The organism is Pseudonocardia sp., from assembly GCF_050250275.1.
Lineage (GTDB): Bacteria > Actinomycetota > Actinomycetes > Mycobacteriales > Pseudonocardiaceae > Pseudonocardia.
Window position 1 is genome coordinate 26,656 of sequence record NZ_JBFWOY010000024.1, and the last position, 17,664, is coordinate 44,319.

Consider the following 17,664-nt stretch of genomic DNA (forward strand, 5'->3'; position numbering starts at 1 on the left):
TACCTCGTTCGGTGGGGAACCGGCGTGGGGTGGGCGGCGGTACCCGCCACGGTGGCGCCCGTGGCGCGGCGGGACCGCCGCCCGCTGTTCGTGAGGGGACGGCACGGGAAGGCTCACGCGTGCGAGGCGGCGTGCCGGCCGGCGATCATGCCGAGGCCGAGGGCGCTGAGCAGGCCGTTGCCCGACGAGTAGCCGGCGCCACCGGTGCGTCCGCTGATGCCGGCGGCCACTCCGCCGGTCGCGTACACGCCCGGGATCGGGCCGGCGGGGCCGACGACGCGGGCGTGCGCGTCGATCCGGACACCGCCCTGGGTGTGGAACAGGGCGGGGACCGCGCGGACCGCGACGTACGGGCGCTGCAGCGGGCCGCGGCCCCAGCCGGTGCGCCCCACCCGGTCCGGCGCGTCGCCCGTGGCGGCCGCGGCGGCGTCGTCGAGGGTGCGGGCCAGCACCCCGGGGTCGGCGCCGATCAGCGCGGCCAGGGCGGCGGCGTCGGGCGCCTCCTTGGTCCCGCCCGCGGCGACGAGCTCGGCGAACTCCTCCTCGTGCGCGGCGACGGAGTCGCGGATCGGGGCGTCGAACACGACGTGCACGGGCCCGGCGGCACGCGCGACGTCGGCGGCGAAGCCGGAGTAGCCGATGGACTCGTCCCCGATCCGCGCGCCGGTGGCGTCGACGACGATCCCGCCGTGCTCGACGGTCGTCCACGAGGTGATCGACCCGTGCGGGTCGGCGACGGCGGCGTAGCCCTGGAAGGCCGAGGCGTTGCCCATGGTCGCGCCGAGGTCGAGCAGCCAGCGGACGGCCTCGCCGGTGCTGCCGTGGGCGCCCAGGTACTCCAGGCCCGACGCGTCGGGGGCGAAGCGCGACACCATGGCCGGGTCGGCGCCGAAACCGTTGGCCGCCAGGACGACCGCCTTGCTGCGCAACGTGTAGGTGCCGGACCGGGACCCGGAGACGACGACGCCGCGCACGGCCCCGTCCTCGACGACGAGCCGGTCGACGGGCGAGTGCGTGAGGACCTCGACGTCGGCGGCCTTGGCGGCGCGCAGCAGGTCGGTGACGAGCGCGTGACCCTTGCGCGACGGCGGTGCGTGCAGCCGCGGCACGCTGTGCCCGACGTGCTTGTAGTCGGTGATCAGCTGCAGGTCGATGTCGTGGCGGTCGACGAGCCACTCGACGAGCCCGGCGCTCGCCGCGGCCAGGACCTCGACGGTCTCCTCGGCGTCGTGCGGGCCGGACTGGCGCAGCAGGTCGGCGGCCAGGCGGGCCGGTGAGTCGTCGATGCCGGCCGCGGCCTGCCAGCGGGTCCCGGCGCCGGGGACCGAGCCGGTGGACAGCGCCGAGTTGCCACCCGCGCGCTCCTCCTTCTCCAGCACGACGGCGGTCGCACCGGCGTCGGCCGCGGCGAGGGCGGCGGCGAGCCCGCCACCCCCGGCGCCGACCACGACGACGTCGACGTCCACCTCTGCGGGCCGGCTGTCTGCCACGGTGAGTCCTTTCGGGGAGGTCACACGGTCCGCAGCACGGAGCCGCGGGTCTCGGTGAGGGTCAGTGCCGTCGCGACGGTGACGACCGCCGCGCCGACGAGGAACCAGGCCGGGGAGAGCGGGTTGCCGGTGACGCGCAGCAGCCACAGGCAGATCAGCGGGGCGGTGCCGCCGACGGCCATGCTGGCGAGGTTGAACCCGAGCGCGATGCCGGTGTAGCGGACGCGGGAGGGGAACATCTCGGCGAACGTCGCGAACACGACGCCCATGAGCGCCGACTCGGGCAGGCCGAGCACGACCTGGGCGAGCATCGCCAAGGGCAGCGATCCGGCGTTCATCAGCGCGAAGCACGGCACCGCGAGCACGCCGAACGCGACGGCCGCCCACAGCAGCATCGGCTTGCGCCCGACCCGGTCGGACAGCCGGCCGAAGAACGGCATCGCCAGGCACGACACGACCAGGGTGACCGTCGTCGACCAGAAGGCGGCGCGGGCGTCGAACCCGCCGGTCCGCTGCAGGTGGGTCGAGGCGTACACGTAGACGACGTAGTAGCCGGCGAACAGCAGCGTCGACAGGCCGAGGGTGCGCAGCAGTCCGGGCAGGTGGGCCCGGAACAGCTCGACGACGGGCGCGGACGCGACACCCTCGGCGGCCAGCTCCTCCTCGCGGACGGAGTCGTCGAGGCGGAACCGGATCCACAGCCCGACCAGGCCCAGCGGGAGGCTGAGCAGGAACGGGAGCCGCCAGCCCCACGAGGACAGCTGGTCGGCGGTGAGCACCGAGCTGACGATCGAGACGACCACCGACGCCAGCAGCGCACCGGACAGCGCGCCGAGCTGCACCGTGGAGCAGAGGAAGCCGCGGCGCGCCGGCGGGGACTTCTCCGCGACGTAGGCCGCGGCGCCGCCGACCTCGCCGCCGGAGGCGATGCCCTGCACGCACCGGGCGGCGACGAGCAGGAACGCGGCGCCGACGCCGATCGCGGCGTAGGTGGGCAGGATTCCGATGAGGACGGTGGCCGCACACATCGCCAGGATCGTCGCGGCGAGGATGCGGGACCGGCCGAAGCGGTCGCCGAGGTGGCCGAAGATGAGCCCGCCGAGGGGGCGGAGCACGAACGCGGCGGCGAACGTCGCGAAGGTGGCGAGCAGCGCGGTCGTCGGGTCGGAGCCCTCGGCGAAGAAGACGACGGACAGGACCGTGGCGAGGTAGCCGTAGATGCCGAAGTCGTAGTACTCGACGACGGAGCCGACGAGTCCGGCCGAGACGACCTTGCGGTCGATGGTCTCGGGCACCGCGCCGGTGGCGGTTCCCGCGTGGGCGGGCCGATCACCTGCCTGCATCGTCGGACCTCCTGGTCGACTTCCTGACTCCCGGCGCGGGGTGCCGCGACCGGTCGCCCTACGCTGCGCCCCCTACTGACAACTGTCAACACTTTGCCGTAGATTGCCCGGTGACCAAGTCGACATGGCAGCTCAGTAGCGTTTCCACTGTCGACAGTTTGTAATCGGCGGCAGCCAGCCGGTGGCCGAGGGCCCCGGCCGCACCGGCGACCGAGGGAGGTCGCACCCACGTGCGGAAGAGTGTCCGAGGGGCTGCGTGGCACGATGACGAAACGGGTCGCAGCCACCCGAGGCGAGGAGAACCCGTGAGCGAGCAGTCCCGTCCGCCGAAGCTCGGCCGCGTCGCGACCTACGCGGGCCGGAGCCTCGAGGTGTTGCGGGGGATGATCCTCGACGGCACCCTCGCCCCCGCCGAACGGCTCAACGAGGTCCACCTCTCGCAGGCCCTCGGGATCAGCCGCGGCCCGCTGCGCGAGGCCATCCAACGGCTGGCCAGTGAAGGGCTCGTCGAAGCCGTCCCGCACCGCGGCGTGTACGTGCGCTCGTTCTCCGCCCGCGAGCTGTCGGACCTCTACGAGCTGCGGATCGCGCTCGAGACCCACGCCGTGCGCCTCGCCGCGCGCTACGCCCCGCAGCAGCGCATCGACGAGCTCGGCAGCATGCTCGACGAGACCGAGTCCAGCATGGGCGTGCACGCCACCGGCGCCTACCCGGAGGACCCCGACTTCCACGCCCGGCTCGCCCGGCTCGCGGCCAACCCGCCGCTGATCGAGGCGCTGACCGACGTCGGCCGCAAGATCCGGCTCGCCCGCGCCCGCTCGGCCCACCAGCCACGCCGCGCCCGCACCGCCCTCGACGAGCACCGCGAGATCCTCGCCGCGCTCGTCGGCCGCGACGGCGAGGGGGCCGCCGCGAAGCTGGAGGCCCACCTCACGAGCTCGCTCAACAACGCCCTCGCGGTGCTGCGCGCCGCCGAGCCGGACTGAGCCCGCCCTCCCCTTCCCGAGTTCCCACCCCTTGTGCAAGAGCGGCCCTTTCCCGCGGTCCAGTTGCGGGAAAGGGCCGTTCGTGCAATTCCAGAGGGGCGGAGGGTCAGGCGCCCTTCGCGGGGAGGTCGGCCAGCTTCGCGAGCAGGGCGTCGGTCGTCATGACGTCGGCGTACTTCTGGGCCATGTCGAACAGGTTGGCCTCGTGCACGACCGGGCTGCGGTCGTAGACGGCGTCGGCGGGGACGCTGACGCGGAAGTTGTAGGAGAACGCGTCGGCCACGCTGGACCGCACGCACCCCGAGGTGGTGCACCCGGTGACGACGAGCGAGTCGGCACCCGTCTCCACGAGGTAGCTCGCCAGCGGGGTGCCGAAGAACGCGCTGGGGTGCCGCTTGGGGACGAGGACGTCGCCCTCGGCGGGTGCGACGTCGGCGACGAACTCGTAGCCCTTGGCCGGGATCCCCATGATCGCGGGGACCTTGGCGCCCAGGCGCCCGGTGTCGTAGGACTGCTTGGGGGCGACGTGCGGGTAGAGGATCGGCCATCCCTTCTCCCGGAACACCGACACGAGCCGGGCGATGTGCGCGACGGCGTCCCAGCCGACCTCGCCGCAGCTGGTCGGGTACTCCTGGACGGCCTCGTCGAACGGCATCGGTGTGGTGCCGACGGTGCGGTACTGCACGTCGATGATCAGCAGCGCGGGGCGCGAGCCCATGCCGACGGGCCTGCCGAAGCCGGCCTTGTCGTAGCGCGCGATCGTGTCGTCGTCGATGACCCCGGCGCCGCCGAGGGCCCAGATCGGGTCGGTCACACGAGCTCCTTCTGTGCCGAGGACTTCTGGGAGGCGAGCGCCGCGGCGCCGCCGTTGGTGCGCGACAGGTAGGTGCCCGTCGGGGTGTCGGCGAGCTGCCCGTCGCGGACGGCGAACTTTCCGCCGACGATGGTGTGCACGACCGAGCACGGCAGTTCGGTGCCCTCCCACGGCGAGTACTCGGCGACGGAGTGCTGGGTCTCGGCGCGCACCGTCATCGGCGTGTCGAGGTCGAGGACGGCGAGGTCGGCGTCGGAGCCGACGCGGATGGTGCCCTTGCGCGGGAACAGCCCGAACAGCTGCGCGGCGCGGGTGCTGGTGGCCTCGACGAGCCGCTCCAGGTCGATGCCGCGCCTCAGCCCGAGGCCGATGGTCGTCGGCAGGATGAGGCCGGTGCCGGGGAAACCCGCGGACGCCGTCCAGATGTCCTTCTCCTTGGCCGTGCGGTGGCGCGAGTTGTGGTCGGAGCCGACGGTGTCGACGGCGCCGGTCCGCAGTCCCTCCCAGAGCGCCTCGACGTCCTCGGTGTGCCGGATGGGCGGGTTGACCTTACCGTAGGTGCCGCAGTCGGCGTCGGTGGTCAGGGTGAGGTACTGGGTGCAGGTCTCGGTGAACAGGTTGGGGTAGACGGTCTGCTGCATGGCCATCGCGTCGAGCGCGGCCTTGCTGGAGGTGTGCACCGCGTACACCGAGGCACCGGTCTGGCTGGCGAAGTAGGCGACGCGCTGCACGGCCTCGGCCTCGACGACCGGCGGGCGGCTGCGGTACCAGGCTTCCAGCGGCGGGAGGGTCTCGTCGCGGGGCTGCTCGCGCAGCTTCCAGACGAGCTCGATGTTCTCGGGGTGGGGGCAGACTAGCGCGCCGGCGTCGGCGGCCTTGCCGAGCAGGTTGTACATGTAGGCGTCGTCGTTGCCGGGCAGCCCGAGGTACTTGCCCTCCTCGCCGCGGAAGTTCATGAAGAACTTGAAGCTGGGGACGCCGAGCTCGCGGACGTAGTCCGGGATGGCGTCGACCTGCTCGTCGGTGCCGAGGACGAAGTGGAAGCCGTAGTCGGTGTGGGAGTTGCCCGCCATGGCGGCGTCGGACTCCGCGAAGACCTTCTCGTACGGGTCGGCGCTCATCAGGTAGATCAGCATCGACGTGATGCCGCCCGCGACGGCGGACGCGGTCTCGCGCTCGCCGTCCTCGGGGTCGCGCGGGACCCGGATGTCCTTGCCCAGGTGCACGTGCGGGTCGATGCCGCCGGGGAGGACGACCTTGCCCGCGATGTCCACCTCGCTCGTGGCGGCGACGGTCGCGCCGGGGGCGACGAGCCCGCTGATGACGCCGTCGGTCACGAGGACGTCGAGGTCCTGCAGGCCGGCGCCGTGCTGGAAGACGCGTCCTCCCCGCAACCTCAGGTCGTGTGCCTCGCTACTCGTGGGGCTCATCGGGCGCGCCTCCGTTCCGCGGTCGCTGCGTACCGCTCCTCCAGCTCGTCGAACTCGGGCTTGCGCACGAGCGACTGCCGGTCCTCCCAGCTGATCATCAGGCGGCCCGCGTCGAGCGTGTCGCCGTGCTTGTCCAGGTGGGCGAGCACCTCGCGCATGCCGACCACCGCGCCGCGCATCGTCGCGTTCGCGTAGAGCGCCACGGCGAAGCCCAGCTCCTGCAGTGTGCGCCGCGGCAGTACCGGGGTCCGACCGCCCTCCACCATGTTGGCGACGTGCAGGCCGGGAACGTTCTCGGTGATGTAGCGCATCTCGTCGAGGCTCTCGGGGGCCTCGACGAACAGGACGTCGGCGCCGGCCTCGCGGTAGGCGAGCATCCGTTCGCAGGCGGCCTCGAGGCCCTCGGTGGCGCGGGCGTCGGTGCGGGCGACGACGACGAGGTCGTCGTCGCGGCGGGCGTCGACGGCGGCGTGGACCTTGCCGACCATCTCGCCGACGGAGATGACGTCCTTGCCCGCGAAGTGGCCACACTTCTTGGGGCTGACCTGGTCCTCGAGCTGCAGGCCTGCCGCGCCGGCCCGTTCGAGGCGGCGGACGGTGCGCTGCACGTTGAGGGCGTTGCCGAAGCCGGTGTCGGCATCGACGACGACGGGGATGCCGACCACGTCGCACATCGCCTCGACGTGCCCGCAGAGCTCGTCGAGGGTGAGGATGCCGTGGTCGGGCATGCCGAGGTAGGTGTTGGTGACGCCCGCGCCGGTCACGTAGACGGCGCCGAAGCCTGCCTCCTCCACGACGCGTGCCGTGAGGGCGTTGGCGGCACCGGGCAGCATCAGCGGCCGGTCCTGTGCACCGAGGAGGGTGCGCAGGGTTCGCGCCGGGCTGGTCATCGAACCTCCTGGAGGTCGTTCGGTGGTGCGGTTCCGAGAAGGGTCGCCCGCTCGGTGCCCGAGCCCGGCGCAGCGTGCCGGGGCGTCTCTACTGTGCGAGGCAAACTGCCAACTGTCAACAGTTGGCGGTTGCCGGGTGCGGACAGGGTCAACTCGGCACCCGCGCGAGCAGGCCGCCGTCGACGAGGATCGAGGTCCCCGTGACGAACGACGCCTCCGCCGAACACAGGAACGCCACCGCGCCGGCGACGTCGGCCGGGGTCCCCATGCGCCCCAACGGTGCCGCCGCGGCCGCAGCCGCGGACGCTGCGTCCGGGTCGGGCTGGGCGTCGAAGAAGCCCTGCAGGTTCGGCGTCAGGATGAAGCCCGGGCACACCGCGTTGACGCGGATGCCGACCGGCGCGCCGTCCAGCGCCATCGCCTTGGTCATCGCGAGCACCGCGCCCTTCGACGCGACGTAGGCGGCGTCGGCCGGGAAACCCGCGAACGACGCCGTCGACCCGACGAGCACGACCGATCCCCCACCGGCGGTGACCATCGCGGGCCACAGGTGCCGGTTGAGGCTGTAGATGCTGGTCAGGTTGACGTCGATCTGCTGGTGCCACTGCGCGGGCGTCAGCTGGTCGAGCGCGCCGACGACGGTCATGCCCGCGGCGTGCACCACGACGTCGGGCAACCCGTGGCGGTCGAGCAGGGCGGGCAGGGCGGCGTCGACGGCCGCGGCATCGGCCGCGTCGAACGCCGCGGTCACCGCGTTCGGGCCGCACTCCTGCGCCGCCTCGGCCAGGCGCTTCTCGTCACGGCCCAGCAGGACGACGGTGGCGCCGTCGGCGGCGAGCCGCACGGCCGCACCGCGACCGATCCCTGAGCTGGCCCCGGACACGTAGGCGATCGTCATCAGGGCGCTCCCATGGGCAGGGCGGGCTCGCCGGCGGTCCAGCCGCCGTCGACGGGCATGACGACCCCGGTGACGGCCGAGGCCGCCGACGAGGCGAGGAACGCGATGACCGAGCCGATCTCCTCCGGTTCGAACATGCGGCCCATCGGGACGCGCCGCGACACGGCGGCGTCGAGCTCGGGCGTCATCTGCTGCTTGGCCATCGGGGTGAGGGTGAAGCCGGGGCAGACCGCGTTGACGCGGACACCGGCGCCGGCCCAGTCGATCGCCATCGAGCGGGTGAGCGCGGCGACCGCGCCCTTCGACGCCGAGTAGGCGGACTGGTGCGGCAGGCACACCAGCGCGGCCTGCGAGGCGACGTTGACCACCGCGCCCTTCGAGGAGACGAGCGCGGCGTGCAGCGCCTGCGAGGCGTTCACGATGCCGCCGACGTTGACCTCGTAGGTGCGCAGGAAGTCGGCCGGGGAGGTCTGCTCCATCGGCAGGTTCTCGGTGATGATCCCGGCGCAGTTGACCAGGGCGTCGACGCGGCCGTGCTCGGCGACGACCGCCTCGGCCGCGGCCTTCGTGGCGGCGGGGTCGGTGAGGTCGAGCGGGCCCGCCTCCTTCGTGCCGGACAGGTCCCAGCCGACGACGGTCGCACCCTGGGCGCGGAACACCTCGACGGTGGACGTGCCGATGCCGGAGGCGGCGCCGGTCACGACGACCACGCGGCCGTCGAACGGTGCGGTGCTCACGAGCTGCTCCTCTGGTCGGGCGACTGCCCGGGGTGGGCCGGGTAGTCGGTGTACCCGCGGTCGCCCGCGGTGAAGAACGTCGACTCGTCCCACTCCGCGCGGGGCAGGCCGTGGCGCCAGCGGGTGACGAGGTCGGGGTTGGAGATGAACAGCCGCCCGACGCTGACGAGGTCGGCGTGGCCGTCGGCGACCAGCGGCGTGACGTCGTCGATCTCGCTGGCGCCCATGAACCCGGTGTTGAGCACGTAGGTCGTGGGCCAGAGCCTGCGCAGCTGCTCGTGCAGCGGCGACGACCGGCGTCGAAGGGAGTGCAGGTAGGCCGGGCGCAGCGGCGCGATCGCCTCGACGAGCGCGACGTAGGTGTCGTCGTTGCCCTTGTCGGCCATGTCGTTGAACTGCCCGCCGGGCGAGATCCGGATGCCGACGCGGTCGGCGCCGATCGCGTCGGCGACCGCGGTGGTCACCTCGGCGACGAACCGCGCCCGGTTCTCCGGTGTCCCGCCCCACCGGTCGGTGCGGCGGTTCGTACCGGGCGAGAGGAACTGGTGCAGCAGGTAGCCGTTCGCGGCGTGCAGCTCCACACCGTCGAGACCCGCCCGGACGGCCCGGGCGGCGGCGGTCGCGAAGTCCTCGACGATCCGGGCGATGCCGGCGGCGTCGAGCTCCTGCGGGACCGGCGCGGGCACCATGGTGCCGTCGGCGGTCTCCACCTCGACGTTCGCGGCGACGGCACTGGGGGCGACGACGTGCGCGTCGGCGGGGATCAGGCTCGGGTGCCCGATCCGGCCGGTGTGCATGAGCTGGCAGAAGATCCGCCCGCCCGCGGCGTGGACGGCGTCGGCGACCCGCGCCCACGCCCGCTCCTGCTCGTCGCTGTGGACGCCGGGGGTGCCCGGGTAGCCCTTGCCGGCGGCGCTGGGCTGGGTGCCCTCGGTGACGATCAGGCCGGCACCGGCGCGCTGGGCGTAGTAGGTGGCGGCGTAGTCGGGCAGGACGCCGTCGTCGTCGGCGCGGTTGCGGGTCATCGGGGCCATGACGACGCGGTTGGCCAGCTCGGTGTCCCCCAGCTTCCAGGGGTCGAAGACCGTGGCGGGCTCAGGCGCTGACATCGACGCACACCGTCTTGACGTCGGTGTAGTCGTGCAGCACCTCGTGGCCCATCTCGCGGCCCCAGCCCGACTCCTTCATGCCGCCGAAGGGCATGCTCGGGTCGAAGACGCCGTAGGTGTTGACCCACACCGTCCCGGCCTGCAGCCGCGCCGCGACGCGGTGCGCCCGGCCGACGTCGCGGGTCCAGATGCCGGCCGAGAGCCCGTAGCGGGTGTCGTTGGCGGCCGCGACGACCTCGGCCTCGTCGGTGAAGCGGTGCGCGACGACGACCGGCCCGAAGATCTCCTCCTTCGTGACGCGGGAGTCGGGCGCGGTGTCGGCGATGATCGTCGGCTCGACGAAGTACCCGCGGTCCCCGACGCGCCCGCCACCGGTGAGCACGGTGCCCTCGGTGGCGCCGACGGCGAGGTAGTTGCCGACGCGGTCGAAGTGTTCGCGGCTGGCGAGCGGACCGATCTGGCTGGCCGGGTCGAACCCGTCGCCGACCACGATTCCGCGGGCCTTCTCCACCAGGCCCGCGACGAACTCGTCGTAGACGCTGTCGTGGACGTAGAGCCGCGATCCGGCCGCGCAGGCCTGACCGGCGTTGAAGAAGATCGCGTCCGACGAGCCCGCGATCGCCTTGTCGAGATCGGCGTCACCGAAGACGACGTTGGCGCTCTTGCCGCCCAGCTCCAGGGTGACGCGCTTGAGGTTGCCGCCCGCGGCGTCGAGGATGCGCCGCCCGGTCGCGGTGGAGCCGGTGAACGACACCTTGTCCACACCGGGGTGGGCCGACAGCGCCGCGCCGACCGTCGAGCCGTAGCCGTTGACGACGTTGAGCACGCCCGGCGGGATGCCTGCCTCCAGCGCGAGGTGCGCGAGCCGCAGCGCCGACAGCGGCGTGGCCTCGGCCGGCTTGAGGACGACGGTGTTGCCCGCCGCGAGCGCGGGCGCGACCTTCCACGACGTGATGACCAGCGGGAAGTTCCACGGCACGATCAGCCCGACGACGCCGAGCGGCTCGCGCCGGGTGTAGGTGAGGTACTCCCCGGGCGCCGAGATCGGGATGGTCCCGCCCTCGATCTTCGTGGCCCAGCCGGACATGTAGTGGAACAGCCCCGCCGCCGACGGCACGTCGGCGGCCTGCGCGATCGCGTACGGCTTGCCCTGGTCGAGGGTCTCGACGCGGCCCATCTCGGCGGCGTCGGCGAGGATCAGGTCGCCGAGGCGCCACAGGGCGGCGGCCCGCTCGCGCGGGGTCATCCGCGGCCACGGGCCCTCCTCGAAGGCCTTCCGCGCGGCGGCGACGGCACGGTCGACGTCCGCGGCCTCGCCGAGCGCCACCCGGGCGAAGACCTCACCGGTCGCGGGGTTGACGGTCTCGAGCTCGCCGCCACCGACGGCATCGGTCCACTCCCCGCCGATGTGCAGGCGGGTGTGCTCCACCGGCCGGGCGGCGAGCGCGGTGGAGCTGTCGGTCACTGCAGTCATGCGTACGTCCTCTTCGAAGGCAGGTCAGTGCTGGTGGACGAGCACGCCGCGGATGTTGCGGCCCGCGTGCATGTCGGCGACGGCCTCGTTGATCTGGTCGAGCGAGTACCGCCGGGTGACGAGCTCGTCGAGGTGCAGGACGCCGCTGCGGTACAGCTCGATCAGGCCGGGGATGTCGGCGGTCGGGTTGCAGTCGCCGTACATGACGCCCTTGAGCGACTTCGCGAAGTTGGTGAGGTCCTGCGGGCTGACGGCGATGTGGCGGTCGGCCGCGCCGACCGACACCAGCACGCAGCGCCCGGCCTTGCCGACCGCGGAGAAGACCTCCCCGATGATGTCGCCGTCGACGCGGCCGACGGTCACGATGCCGACGTTGACACCCTGGCCGTTGGTGAGCTGGTCGATCAGCGGCCGGGCCTCGGCGATCGTGCCGAACGCGGCGGTCGCGCCGAAGTCCTCGGCCCGCTCCTGCTTGTAGGGCACCGGGTCGACGACGATGACGTGCGCGGCCCCGGCGATCCGGGCGCCCTGCACGGCGTTGGCGCCGACCCCGCCCAGGCCCGCGACGAGCACGACGTCGCCGGGGCGGACCGGGCCCGCGTTGACCGCGGCACCGAAACCGGTGGCCACCCCGCACGACACCAGGCAGGCCAGCTCGAACGGGATGTCGTCGGGAACCTTGACGGCCTGGTTCTCGTGGCAGACGAGCCGGTCGGCGAACGTGCCGAGCCGGGTCACGCCGCCGACGTCGGAGCCGTCGGCGGCGTGGAAGCGGGCGGTCCCGTCCATGGCGCGGCCGTGCTCCATGCCCGCGCCGTTGTCGCAGATGTACTGCTGGCCACGGGCGCAGTAGCGGCACTTGCCGCAGGCGGGGATGAACAGCGTCGCGACGTGGTCGCCGACCGCCACCTTCGTGACGCCCGGGCCGACGGCCTCGACGATGCCGGCTCCCTCGTGCCCGCCGACCATCGGCAGCGTGACCGCGAGGTCGCCGGTGACGAAGTGGTCGTCGGAGTGGCACAGTCCCGACGCCATGACCTTGACGCGGATCTCGTGGTCGCGCGGTTCGTCGAGCTCGAGGTCCTCGACCTCCCACCGACCGCCGACCGTGTGGATGACGGCTCCACGTACCTTCATGCGACTGGCTCCTCGCTCGTTCGTGTTCACGCGGGGTCGGCGGCCTCGGCCCGCCGCTTGCGCTCGCCGCGGCTGCGGACGAGCGTGGAGAGGATCACGGCGATGACCAGCGCGCCGCCGTAGAACAGCTGCTGGACGTACTGCTCGGCGCCGAGCAGCTGCAGGCCGGTGATGCCGGTGACCAGGAAGTACACCGCGATCAGCGTGCCCCAGGGGTTGAACCGGCCGATCCGCAGCACGGTCGAGCCCAGGAAGCAGGCGGCGAACGCGGGCAGCAGGAACGCCGCCCCCGACACCGGGTCGGCGCTGGCCGTGGTCCCGGCGTAGACGACGCCGGCGAGACCGGCGAAGCCCGCGGAGATGATCAGCGCGCGCCACCGCAGCGCGGGGACGTTGACCCCGTTGAGCCGGGCGACGTCGTGGCTCTGCCCGATGAACAGCAGGCGCTGACCGAAGGCGGTCTTGTCGAAGACGTACCAGGCCACGGCGACCAGCACGATCGCGTAGTAGAAGCCGACCGGGATGCCCAGGAAGGGCCGCGTCAGCACCGCCGACGACAGCGCCCGGTCGATGCCGCTGATCGTGGAGGTGTCGGACAGCAGGTAGATCAGGCCCTGCACGACCGTGCCCATGCCGAGGGTGACGATGAACGGGTTGATGTCGAAGACCGTCACGACGAAGCCGTTGATCAGCCCGACGAGCAGGCTGGCGAGGATAGCGACGACCACCGTGACCCAGATGTTCCAGCCCTGCTGCACGTTCAGGATCGCGACGACGACGGTCGACAGGTTGAGCGTCGACGCGACCGACAGGTCGTAGTCGCCCGCCCGCAGCGGGTAGAGCAGGCCGATCGCCAGGATCAACAGCACGACCTGCGACGACAGCATGTTGGAGACGTTCGCCGCGGTCGGGAACGTCTGCGGCACGACCAGGCTGAACGCGACGATCAGCACCGCCCAGACGCCGATGAGCGCGAACCGCTCCGGCTCGGCGGGGGCCTTGCGCTGCTTCGTCACCGCCGGCGGGGTGGGGGTCACGGGATCGACCTTCGGCACGGGGGACTCGGAACGGGTGGCTCTCACGACGCTTCCTCCGCGTAGACGGCGGACGCCAGGACGTCCTTGGTGATGTCGGCTCCGACGACCTCGGCGCTGATCCGGCCGCCGTCGAGGACGAGGACCCGGTCGGCCATCTCGACGAGCTGCTCGTAGTCCGACGTCGCGCAGAGCACGGCCATGCCCTGGGCCACGGCGGAGCGGATGAGCGCGAAGATCTCGCGGCGGGCGCCGATGTCGACGCCCTGGGTGGGCTCGGCGAGCAGCATGACCTGCGGGCCGGTGTCCATCCACTTGCCCAGCAGCGCCTTCTGCTGGTTGCCGCCGGACAGGTGCCCGAACAGTGCGTGCGGGTCGGCCGGGACCACGCCCAGCCGGTCGCAGGTCTCCTGCGCACGACGGTCCAGGCTCTTCCAGTCGACGTGGAGGCCGCCGGCCCGCTCGGTCAGGAACGGCAGGGACACGTTCTCCAGGACCGACAGGCCCAGCGCCCCACCCTGCCCCTTGCGGTCGGCGGGGATCAGCACGACACCGGCGTCCATCGACCGGGCCGGTGTCGGCTTCGCGACGACGGTGCCGCCGTGCTCGACCCGCCCGGCGGTGGCCTGGCGGGCGCCGAAGAGCAGGTCGGGCAGCTCCTCGAAGCCCGACCCGGCCAGCCCGGTGACACCGACGACCTCACCGGCGTGCAGGTCCAGGTCCAGGTCACGGACCCGCGCCCCGGACAGCCCACGCGCGCTGAGCAGCGCGGGCCGGTCCGAGCGCACCGCGGCGGCACCCTTGGCGACGTGCTCGTCGCGGGCACCGAGGATCAGCTGCACGAGGTCGTCGCGGGTGGCGCCCCGGGTGGCGCGGGTGCCGGCGGTGCGCCCGTTGCGGAACACCGTCACCCGGTCGGTGACCTCGAGGATCTCGTCGAGGTCGTGCGAGACGAGCAGCACGGCGTCGCCCCGCGCCCGCAACCGTCCGAGCAGGGCGAACAGCAGCCCCACCTCGTGGCGCGGCAGGAACACGGTCGGCTCGTCGAGGATGAGGATCTGCCCGCCCCCGCTGCCCGACGACAGCTCCTGCGAGCCGACCGCGCGCACGACCGCCACCATCGCCCGCTGCACGGGCGAGAGGGTGTCGATCGTGGCGTCCGGGTCGACGTCGACGTCGAAGCGGTGGAGCAGCTCGGTCACCCGGGCCCGCTCGGCCTTCCACCGCACCCGGCGCCGCCCGGGGGCGTCGCCGTGGGAGTCCAGCGCCATGTGCTCCAGCACCGTGGACGTCCCGGCGAGGCCGAGGTCCTGGTGGACGAACCCGAGGCCGTGGTCGCGCAGGCCACGCGCCCCGAACGGGCCGGCCACCGTGGACCCGCCGACGGTGACGGTGCCACCGTCGGCGTCGTGGAACCCGGCCAGGATCTTGATCAGTGTGGACTTCCCGGAGCCGTTGGCCCCGAGGAGCCCGTGGACCTCGCCGGGCAGGACGTCGAGGTCGACCCCGCGCAGCGCAGGGACGCCGTTGAACGCCTTGGCGAGCCCGGTCACGGCCAGCAGCGGCGCGGGGGCGGTCATCAGCCCAGGCCCCAGAGCGCCATGAACGCGCCGGCGTAGGCGTCGCCGAAGCCCTTGCCGCTCTCCGGCGGGTTGCCGGTGTCCGCGACGTTGGTCTTGTCGATGACGCGCACCGGGCCGGACTCCGCCGCCACCGGCGGGGCACCGAGCATCGCGCGGAACGCGACGTCGATGTTGACGTAGGCGACCCAGTCCGGGTTCTCCGCGACGTTCATCGCGACCGTCCCGTCCTGGACCATCTTCAGGATCGAGGGCGTGCCGTTGAACGTGTAGATCGGGACCTCACGGCCGCCGGCGGCCTGCTGGATGCCCGGGGCGGCGTAGAGCGCCATCGAGTCGTAGATCGGCAGCACCGCGTTGATGTTCGGGTTCTTCAGCAGCGCCGACTGGACCTGGCTCTGGATCTGCTGCGACCACTGCGGCACCGCGACGTTGATGACGGTGGCGTCCGAGCCCGCGGGGGCCTCGTCGGTCAGCGCCTTCTGGATCGTGTCGACCATGCCCTTCGACGGGCCGGTCTCCGACGCCTGGATGACCAGGGCGTGGACCGGGGCGCCCTTGCCCGCGCCGATCGCGGCGAGGGTCATCAGGTGCGCGGCCTCGTTGAACGGAGCGAACGCCTCGTACTTCAGGCCGGTGACGGGTGGGGTGTCCTTGTCGGACAGGTGCAGCGGGATGACCGGGATGCCGGCGTTCGTCGCGTCGTCGATCTGCGGGCCCAGCGTCGAGGGCAGCGGCCCGTTGAGCAGGATCGCGCCGGCCTTCGCGTTGATGGCCTGGGCGATGCCCTGCTGGTAGGAGGTCTGGGTGCCGTCGGAGGGGAAGGTCACGAAGCCGACGCCGGCCTTCTCCGCGACGACCTTCATCGCGGCCTCGCCCGCCTGGTAGAACTCGGCCTTGCTGTCGATCGGGATGCTGTAGATCGTCTTGCCCTTGAGGGAGCTGACGTCGATCGCGGGGCCGAGGTCGTCGGTGCCCGGAACGGCCTTCGCGGCGTCGACCTTCTGCTGGGCCGCCTCCGCCTTCTGCGTGTCGGCGGCCGAGGCGTTGGAGGTGTCGCCGCCGGTCCCGCTGCTGCCACCGCCGCAGCCGGCCAGCAGGCCGAGTGAGGCGGCGGCGACCACCGCGACGACGATCTTCGAGATGCGCATGGATGACTCTCCGAGGGGATGCGGCACGGGGGTGCGCCGGGTGTTCACGTGTGGGCGCCGGGGCGCCCAGGGTGTGCGCGACTAGCGCGACGCGAGGTCGGGCCGCTCGACGAGGTCGTCGTAGATGCGGGCGACCGACCGCCGTTGGAACATCTCGATGAGGTCGTCGGGGTAGCCGACGTAGTCCTCGGTGTCGACGTGGATGTTGTCCGCGAACCGGATCTCCGCGGCTGCCTGCTCGCTGTCCGCACCGCGGCCGATCGCCGCGGCGACCTGCCCGACCACCTCACGCCCCCACTCGCGATAGCGGTCGAGGACCGCGCGGCCGGCCACCTCGCCGTGCCCGGGGACGAGAACGTCGAAGTCGTAGGACGAGACCTTTTCGATCGCGTCGAACCAGTCCCACAACCGCGAGTCCTGGAACGACGGCAGGCCCGCCTCGCAGACGATGTCGCCGGTGAAGACGACACCGTCCTCGGGCAGATAGGCGATCAGGCTGTTGGCCGTGTGCCCCGGCTGGAAGGTCAGTTCGAGGTGGACGTCGCCCAGGTGCAGGTCGAGCCGGTCGGAGAAGACGACCTCGGGGACGCGCACCCGGTACCCGGCCAGCAGTGGAACCGCCTCGGGATCGATGCGGTCGAACAGCCGGGCCAGGTAGTCGTGGTCGGGTGCCTCGTTCAGGAGGCGCTCCCGGGTACCGCGATGGGAGACGACCTCGCCGCCCATCCAGAAGTTGCCGATCGTGTGGTCGGGGTGGTGGTCGGTGTTGACGACGAACCGGGTGCGTCCGAAGCCGTCGACCACCGCGCGCCACGCGATGGCGTCGGTCGGCTTGTGCGGGGTGTCGACCAGCGCGACACCGTCGGCGCCGACGATGATCGAGTTGTTGCTGCCCAGGTGGGCGGTCTCGACGTGGACGTGCGCACTGACCTGCTGCAGGCTCACCGGTTCTCCTCGGCGGCGGGACCGGCGGGGTCGGGCATCGACGCGCCGCCCAGGAAGCCGAGCAGGTTCTCGATGCGGGTCGGGGCGAAGATCTCCACGAAGGTTGCCTCACCCTCGATGCTGTGTCCCGAGTGCACGACGTTGCGGGGGATCACGCAGACGTCGCCCTCGGCGAGGACCGTCTCCTCCCCACCGACCGTGAACGCGATGCGGCCGCTGGTGACGACCATCGTCTGCTCCGCGTCGGGATGGGTGTGCGCCGGCAGCGTGGTGGGGTGGACCCACCGGATGCGGTTGACGCCCGTCTCCTTGCCCGTCACCGCGGTGCGGAAGTTCCCGGGCAGCACCTCCCGTTCGGGCAGGTCCGACCAGCTGGCCCAGTAACTCGGCATCCCGCGCCACCGTCCCCTTCGACTGTCGTGAATGCACCGGTCGACGAGCGATCCGGGTCTGGCGAGAGACGCTAGAGCCCCCCGCTGAAAACTGTCAACAGTCTTCAGTTGTCGGTTTGCAGCTGGGCTCCGTTCACGTGACGGTCGCGTTAGGCACGCGCACGGACGGTGCCCGCAGGCGCCCCCGACCAGGCGTCGCAGCCCCGCCGGCGGTCGCCCGCGAGCCGCGGATCACAGTCCACGACGAGAGGTGC

At 72.4% G+C, this 17,664-nt stretch carries 16 protein-coding genes; 1 reads left to right on the forward strand and 15 read right to left on the reverse strand.

Translation table 11 applies throughout. The features are described 5' to 3' along the window. Positions 1–113: 113 nt before the first annotated feature. Complete coding sequence (locus tag AB7F12_RS21050; RefSeq protein WP_428497273.1) at positions 114–1,490, reverse strand: FAD-dependent oxidoreductase; 1,377 nt, start codon at positions 1,488–1,490, stop codon at positions 114–116. 20 nt (positions 1,491–1,510) lie between these two features. Next, positions 1,511–2,833 (reverse strand): MFS transporter, encoded by a 1,323-nt coding sequence (locus AB7F12_RS21055; protein ID WP_428497274.1) that lies wholly within the window; start codon positions 2,831–2,833, stop codon positions 1,511–1,513. A gap of 305 nt (positions 2,834–3,138) precedes the next feature. On the opposite strand from AB7F12_RS21055, the gene AB7F12_RS21060 reads away from it, so the two are divergent. Continuing rightward, positions 3,139–3,819, forward strand: a complete 681-nt coding sequence (locus tag AB7F12_RS21060) for a GntR family transcriptional regulator (RefSeq protein WP_428497275.1) — start codon at positions 3,139–3,141, stop codon at positions 3,817–3,819. Between the two features lie 106 nt (positions 3,820–3,925). On the opposite strand, the gene AB7F12_RS21065 is transcribed toward AB7F12_RS21060, so the two are convergent. The 13 genes from AB7F12_RS21065 to AB7F12_RS21125 form a co-directional block, all read right to left on the reverse strand. After that, the gene (locus AB7F12_RS21065; RefSeq protein ID WP_428497276.1) at positions 3,926–4,633 is read right to left on the reverse strand and encodes an isochorismatase family protein; all 708 of its coding nucleotides are present in this window, start codon (positions 4,631–4,633) and stop codon (positions 3,926–3,928) included. Next, positions 4,630–6,063 (reverse strand): dihydroorotase, encoded by a 1,434-nt coding sequence (locus tag AB7F12_RS21070; RefSeq protein ID WP_428497277.1) that lies wholly within the window; start codon positions 6,061–6,063, stop codon positions 4,630–4,632. The genes AB7F12_RS21065 and AB7F12_RS21070 overlap by 4 nt, the downstream gene beginning before the upstream one ends. Continuing rightward, a complete protein-coding gene (locus tag AB7F12_RS21075) occupies positions 6,060–6,953 on the reverse strand; it encodes an isocitrate lyase/PEP mutase family protein (RefSeq protein WP_428497278.1) in 894 nt (297 codons plus the stop codon). The genes AB7F12_RS21070 and AB7F12_RS21075 overlap by 4 nt, the downstream gene beginning before the upstream one ends. 148 nt (positions 6,954–7,101) lie before the next feature. Next, a complete protein-coding gene (locus AB7F12_RS21080; RefSeq protein ID WP_428497279.1) occupies positions 7,102–7,851 on the reverse strand; it encodes an SDR family NAD(P)-dependent oxidoreductase in 750 nt (249 codons plus the stop codon). Further along, positions 7,851–8,588 carry an SDR family NAD(P)-dependent oxidoreductase gene (locus AB7F12_RS21085; RefSeq protein WP_428497280.1) on the reverse strand — a complete coding sequence of 246 codons (738 nt, stop codon included), beginning with the start codon at positions 8,586–8,588 and terminating at the stop codon, positions 7,851–7,853. Before AB7F12_RS21085 ends, AB7F12_RS21080 begins: the two co-directional genes overlap by 1 nt. Continuing rightward, positions 8,585–9,697, reverse strand: coding sequence for an alkene reductase (locus AB7F12_RS21090; RefSeq protein ID WP_428497281.1), 1,113 nt, complete (start codon positions 9,695–9,697; stop codon positions 8,585–8,587). The genes AB7F12_RS21085 and AB7F12_RS21090 overlap by 4 nt, the downstream gene beginning before the upstream one ends. Further along, positions 9,684–11,171 (reverse strand): aldehyde dehydrogenase family protein, encoded by a 1,488-nt coding sequence (locus tag AB7F12_RS21095; RefSeq protein ID WP_428497282.1) that lies wholly within the window; start codon positions 11,169–11,171, stop codon positions 9,684–9,686. The genes AB7F12_RS21090 and AB7F12_RS21095 overlap by 14 nt, the downstream gene beginning before the upstream one ends. 24 nt (positions 11,172–11,195) lie before the next feature. Continuing rightward, positions 11,196–12,308 carry an NDMA-dependent alcohol dehydrogenase gene (locus tag AB7F12_RS21100; RefSeq protein ID WP_428497283.1) on the reverse strand — a complete coding sequence of 371 codons (1,113 nt, stop codon included), beginning with the start codon at positions 12,306–12,308 and terminating at the stop codon, positions 11,196–11,198. A gap of 26 nt (positions 12,309–12,334) precedes the next feature. Further along, positions 12,335–13,345, reverse strand: a complete 1,011-nt coding sequence (locus AB7F12_RS21105; RefSeq protein WP_428497284.1) for an ABC transporter permease — start codon at positions 13,343–13,345, stop codon at positions 12,335–12,337. Positions 13,346–13,386: 41 nt separating this feature from the next. Next, complete coding sequence (locus tag AB7F12_RS21110) at positions 13,387–14,922, reverse strand: sugar ABC transporter ATP-binding protein (protein WP_428497285.1); 1,536 nt, start codon at positions 14,920–14,922, stop codon at positions 13,387–13,389. After that, the gene (locus AB7F12_RS21115) at positions 14,922–16,073 is read right to left on the reverse strand and encodes a sugar ABC transporter substrate-binding protein (RefSeq protein WP_428497286.1); all 1,152 of its coding nucleotides are present in this window, start codon (positions 16,071–16,073) and stop codon (positions 14,922–14,924) included. The genes AB7F12_RS21110 and AB7F12_RS21115 overlap by 1 nt, the downstream gene beginning before the upstream one ends. 81 nt (positions 16,074–16,154) lie before the next feature. After that, entirely contained in the window at positions 16,155–17,018 is an 864-nt protein-coding gene (locus AB7F12_RS21120) for an MBL fold metallo-hydrolase (RefSeq protein WP_428497287.1), read from the reverse strand. Further along, a complete protein-coding gene (locus AB7F12_RS21125) occupies positions 17,015–17,410 on the reverse strand; it encodes a cupin domain-containing protein (RefSeq protein WP_428497288.1) in 396 nt (131 codons plus the stop codon). The genes AB7F12_RS21120 and AB7F12_RS21125 overlap by 4 nt, the downstream gene beginning before the upstream one ends. Positions 17,411–17,664: the final 254 nt, after the last annotated feature.

Coding starts and splice junctions, on each gene's coding strand:
- AB7F12_RS21095 (WP_428497282.1), bottom strand. CDS start 11,171: ATGACTGCAGTGACCGACAGCTCCACCGCGCTCGCCGCCCGGCCGGTG.
- AB7F12_RS21110 (WP_428497285.1), bottom strand. CDS start 14,922: ATGACCGCCCCCGCGCCGCTGCTGGCCGTGACCGGGCTCGCCAAGGCG.
- AB7F12_RS21080 (WP_428497279.1), bottom strand. CDS start 7,851: ATGACGATCGCCTACGTGTCCGGGGCCAGCTCAGGGATCGGTCGCGGT.
- AB7F12_RS21055 (WP_428497274.1), bottom strand. CDS start 2,833: ATGCAGGCAGGTGATCGGCCCGCCCACGCGGGAACCGCCACCGGCGCG.
- AB7F12_RS21070 (WP_428497277.1), bottom strand. CDS start 6,063: ATGAGCCCCACGAGTAGCGAGGCACACGACCTGAGGTTGCGGGGAGGA.
- AB7F12_RS21100 (WP_428497283.1), bottom strand. CDS start 12,308: ATGAAGGTACGTGGAGCCGTCATCCACACGGTCGGCGGTCGGTGGGAG.
- AB7F12_RS21115 (WP_428497286.1), bottom strand. CDS start 16,073: ATGCGCATCTCGAAGATCGTCGTCGCGGTGGTCGCCGCCGCCTCACTC.
- AB7F12_RS21075 (WP_428497278.1), bottom strand. CDS start 6,953: ATGACCAGCCCGGCGCGAACCCTGCGCACCCTCCTCGGTGCACAGGAC.
- AB7F12_RS21125 (WP_428497288.1), bottom strand. CDS start 17,410: ATGCCGAGTTACTGGGCCAGCTGGTCGGACCTGCCCGAACGGGAGGTG.
- AB7F12_RS21090 (WP_428497281.1), bottom strand. CDS start 9,697: ATGTCAGCGCCTGAGCCCGCCACGGTCTTCGACCCCTGGAAGCTGGGG.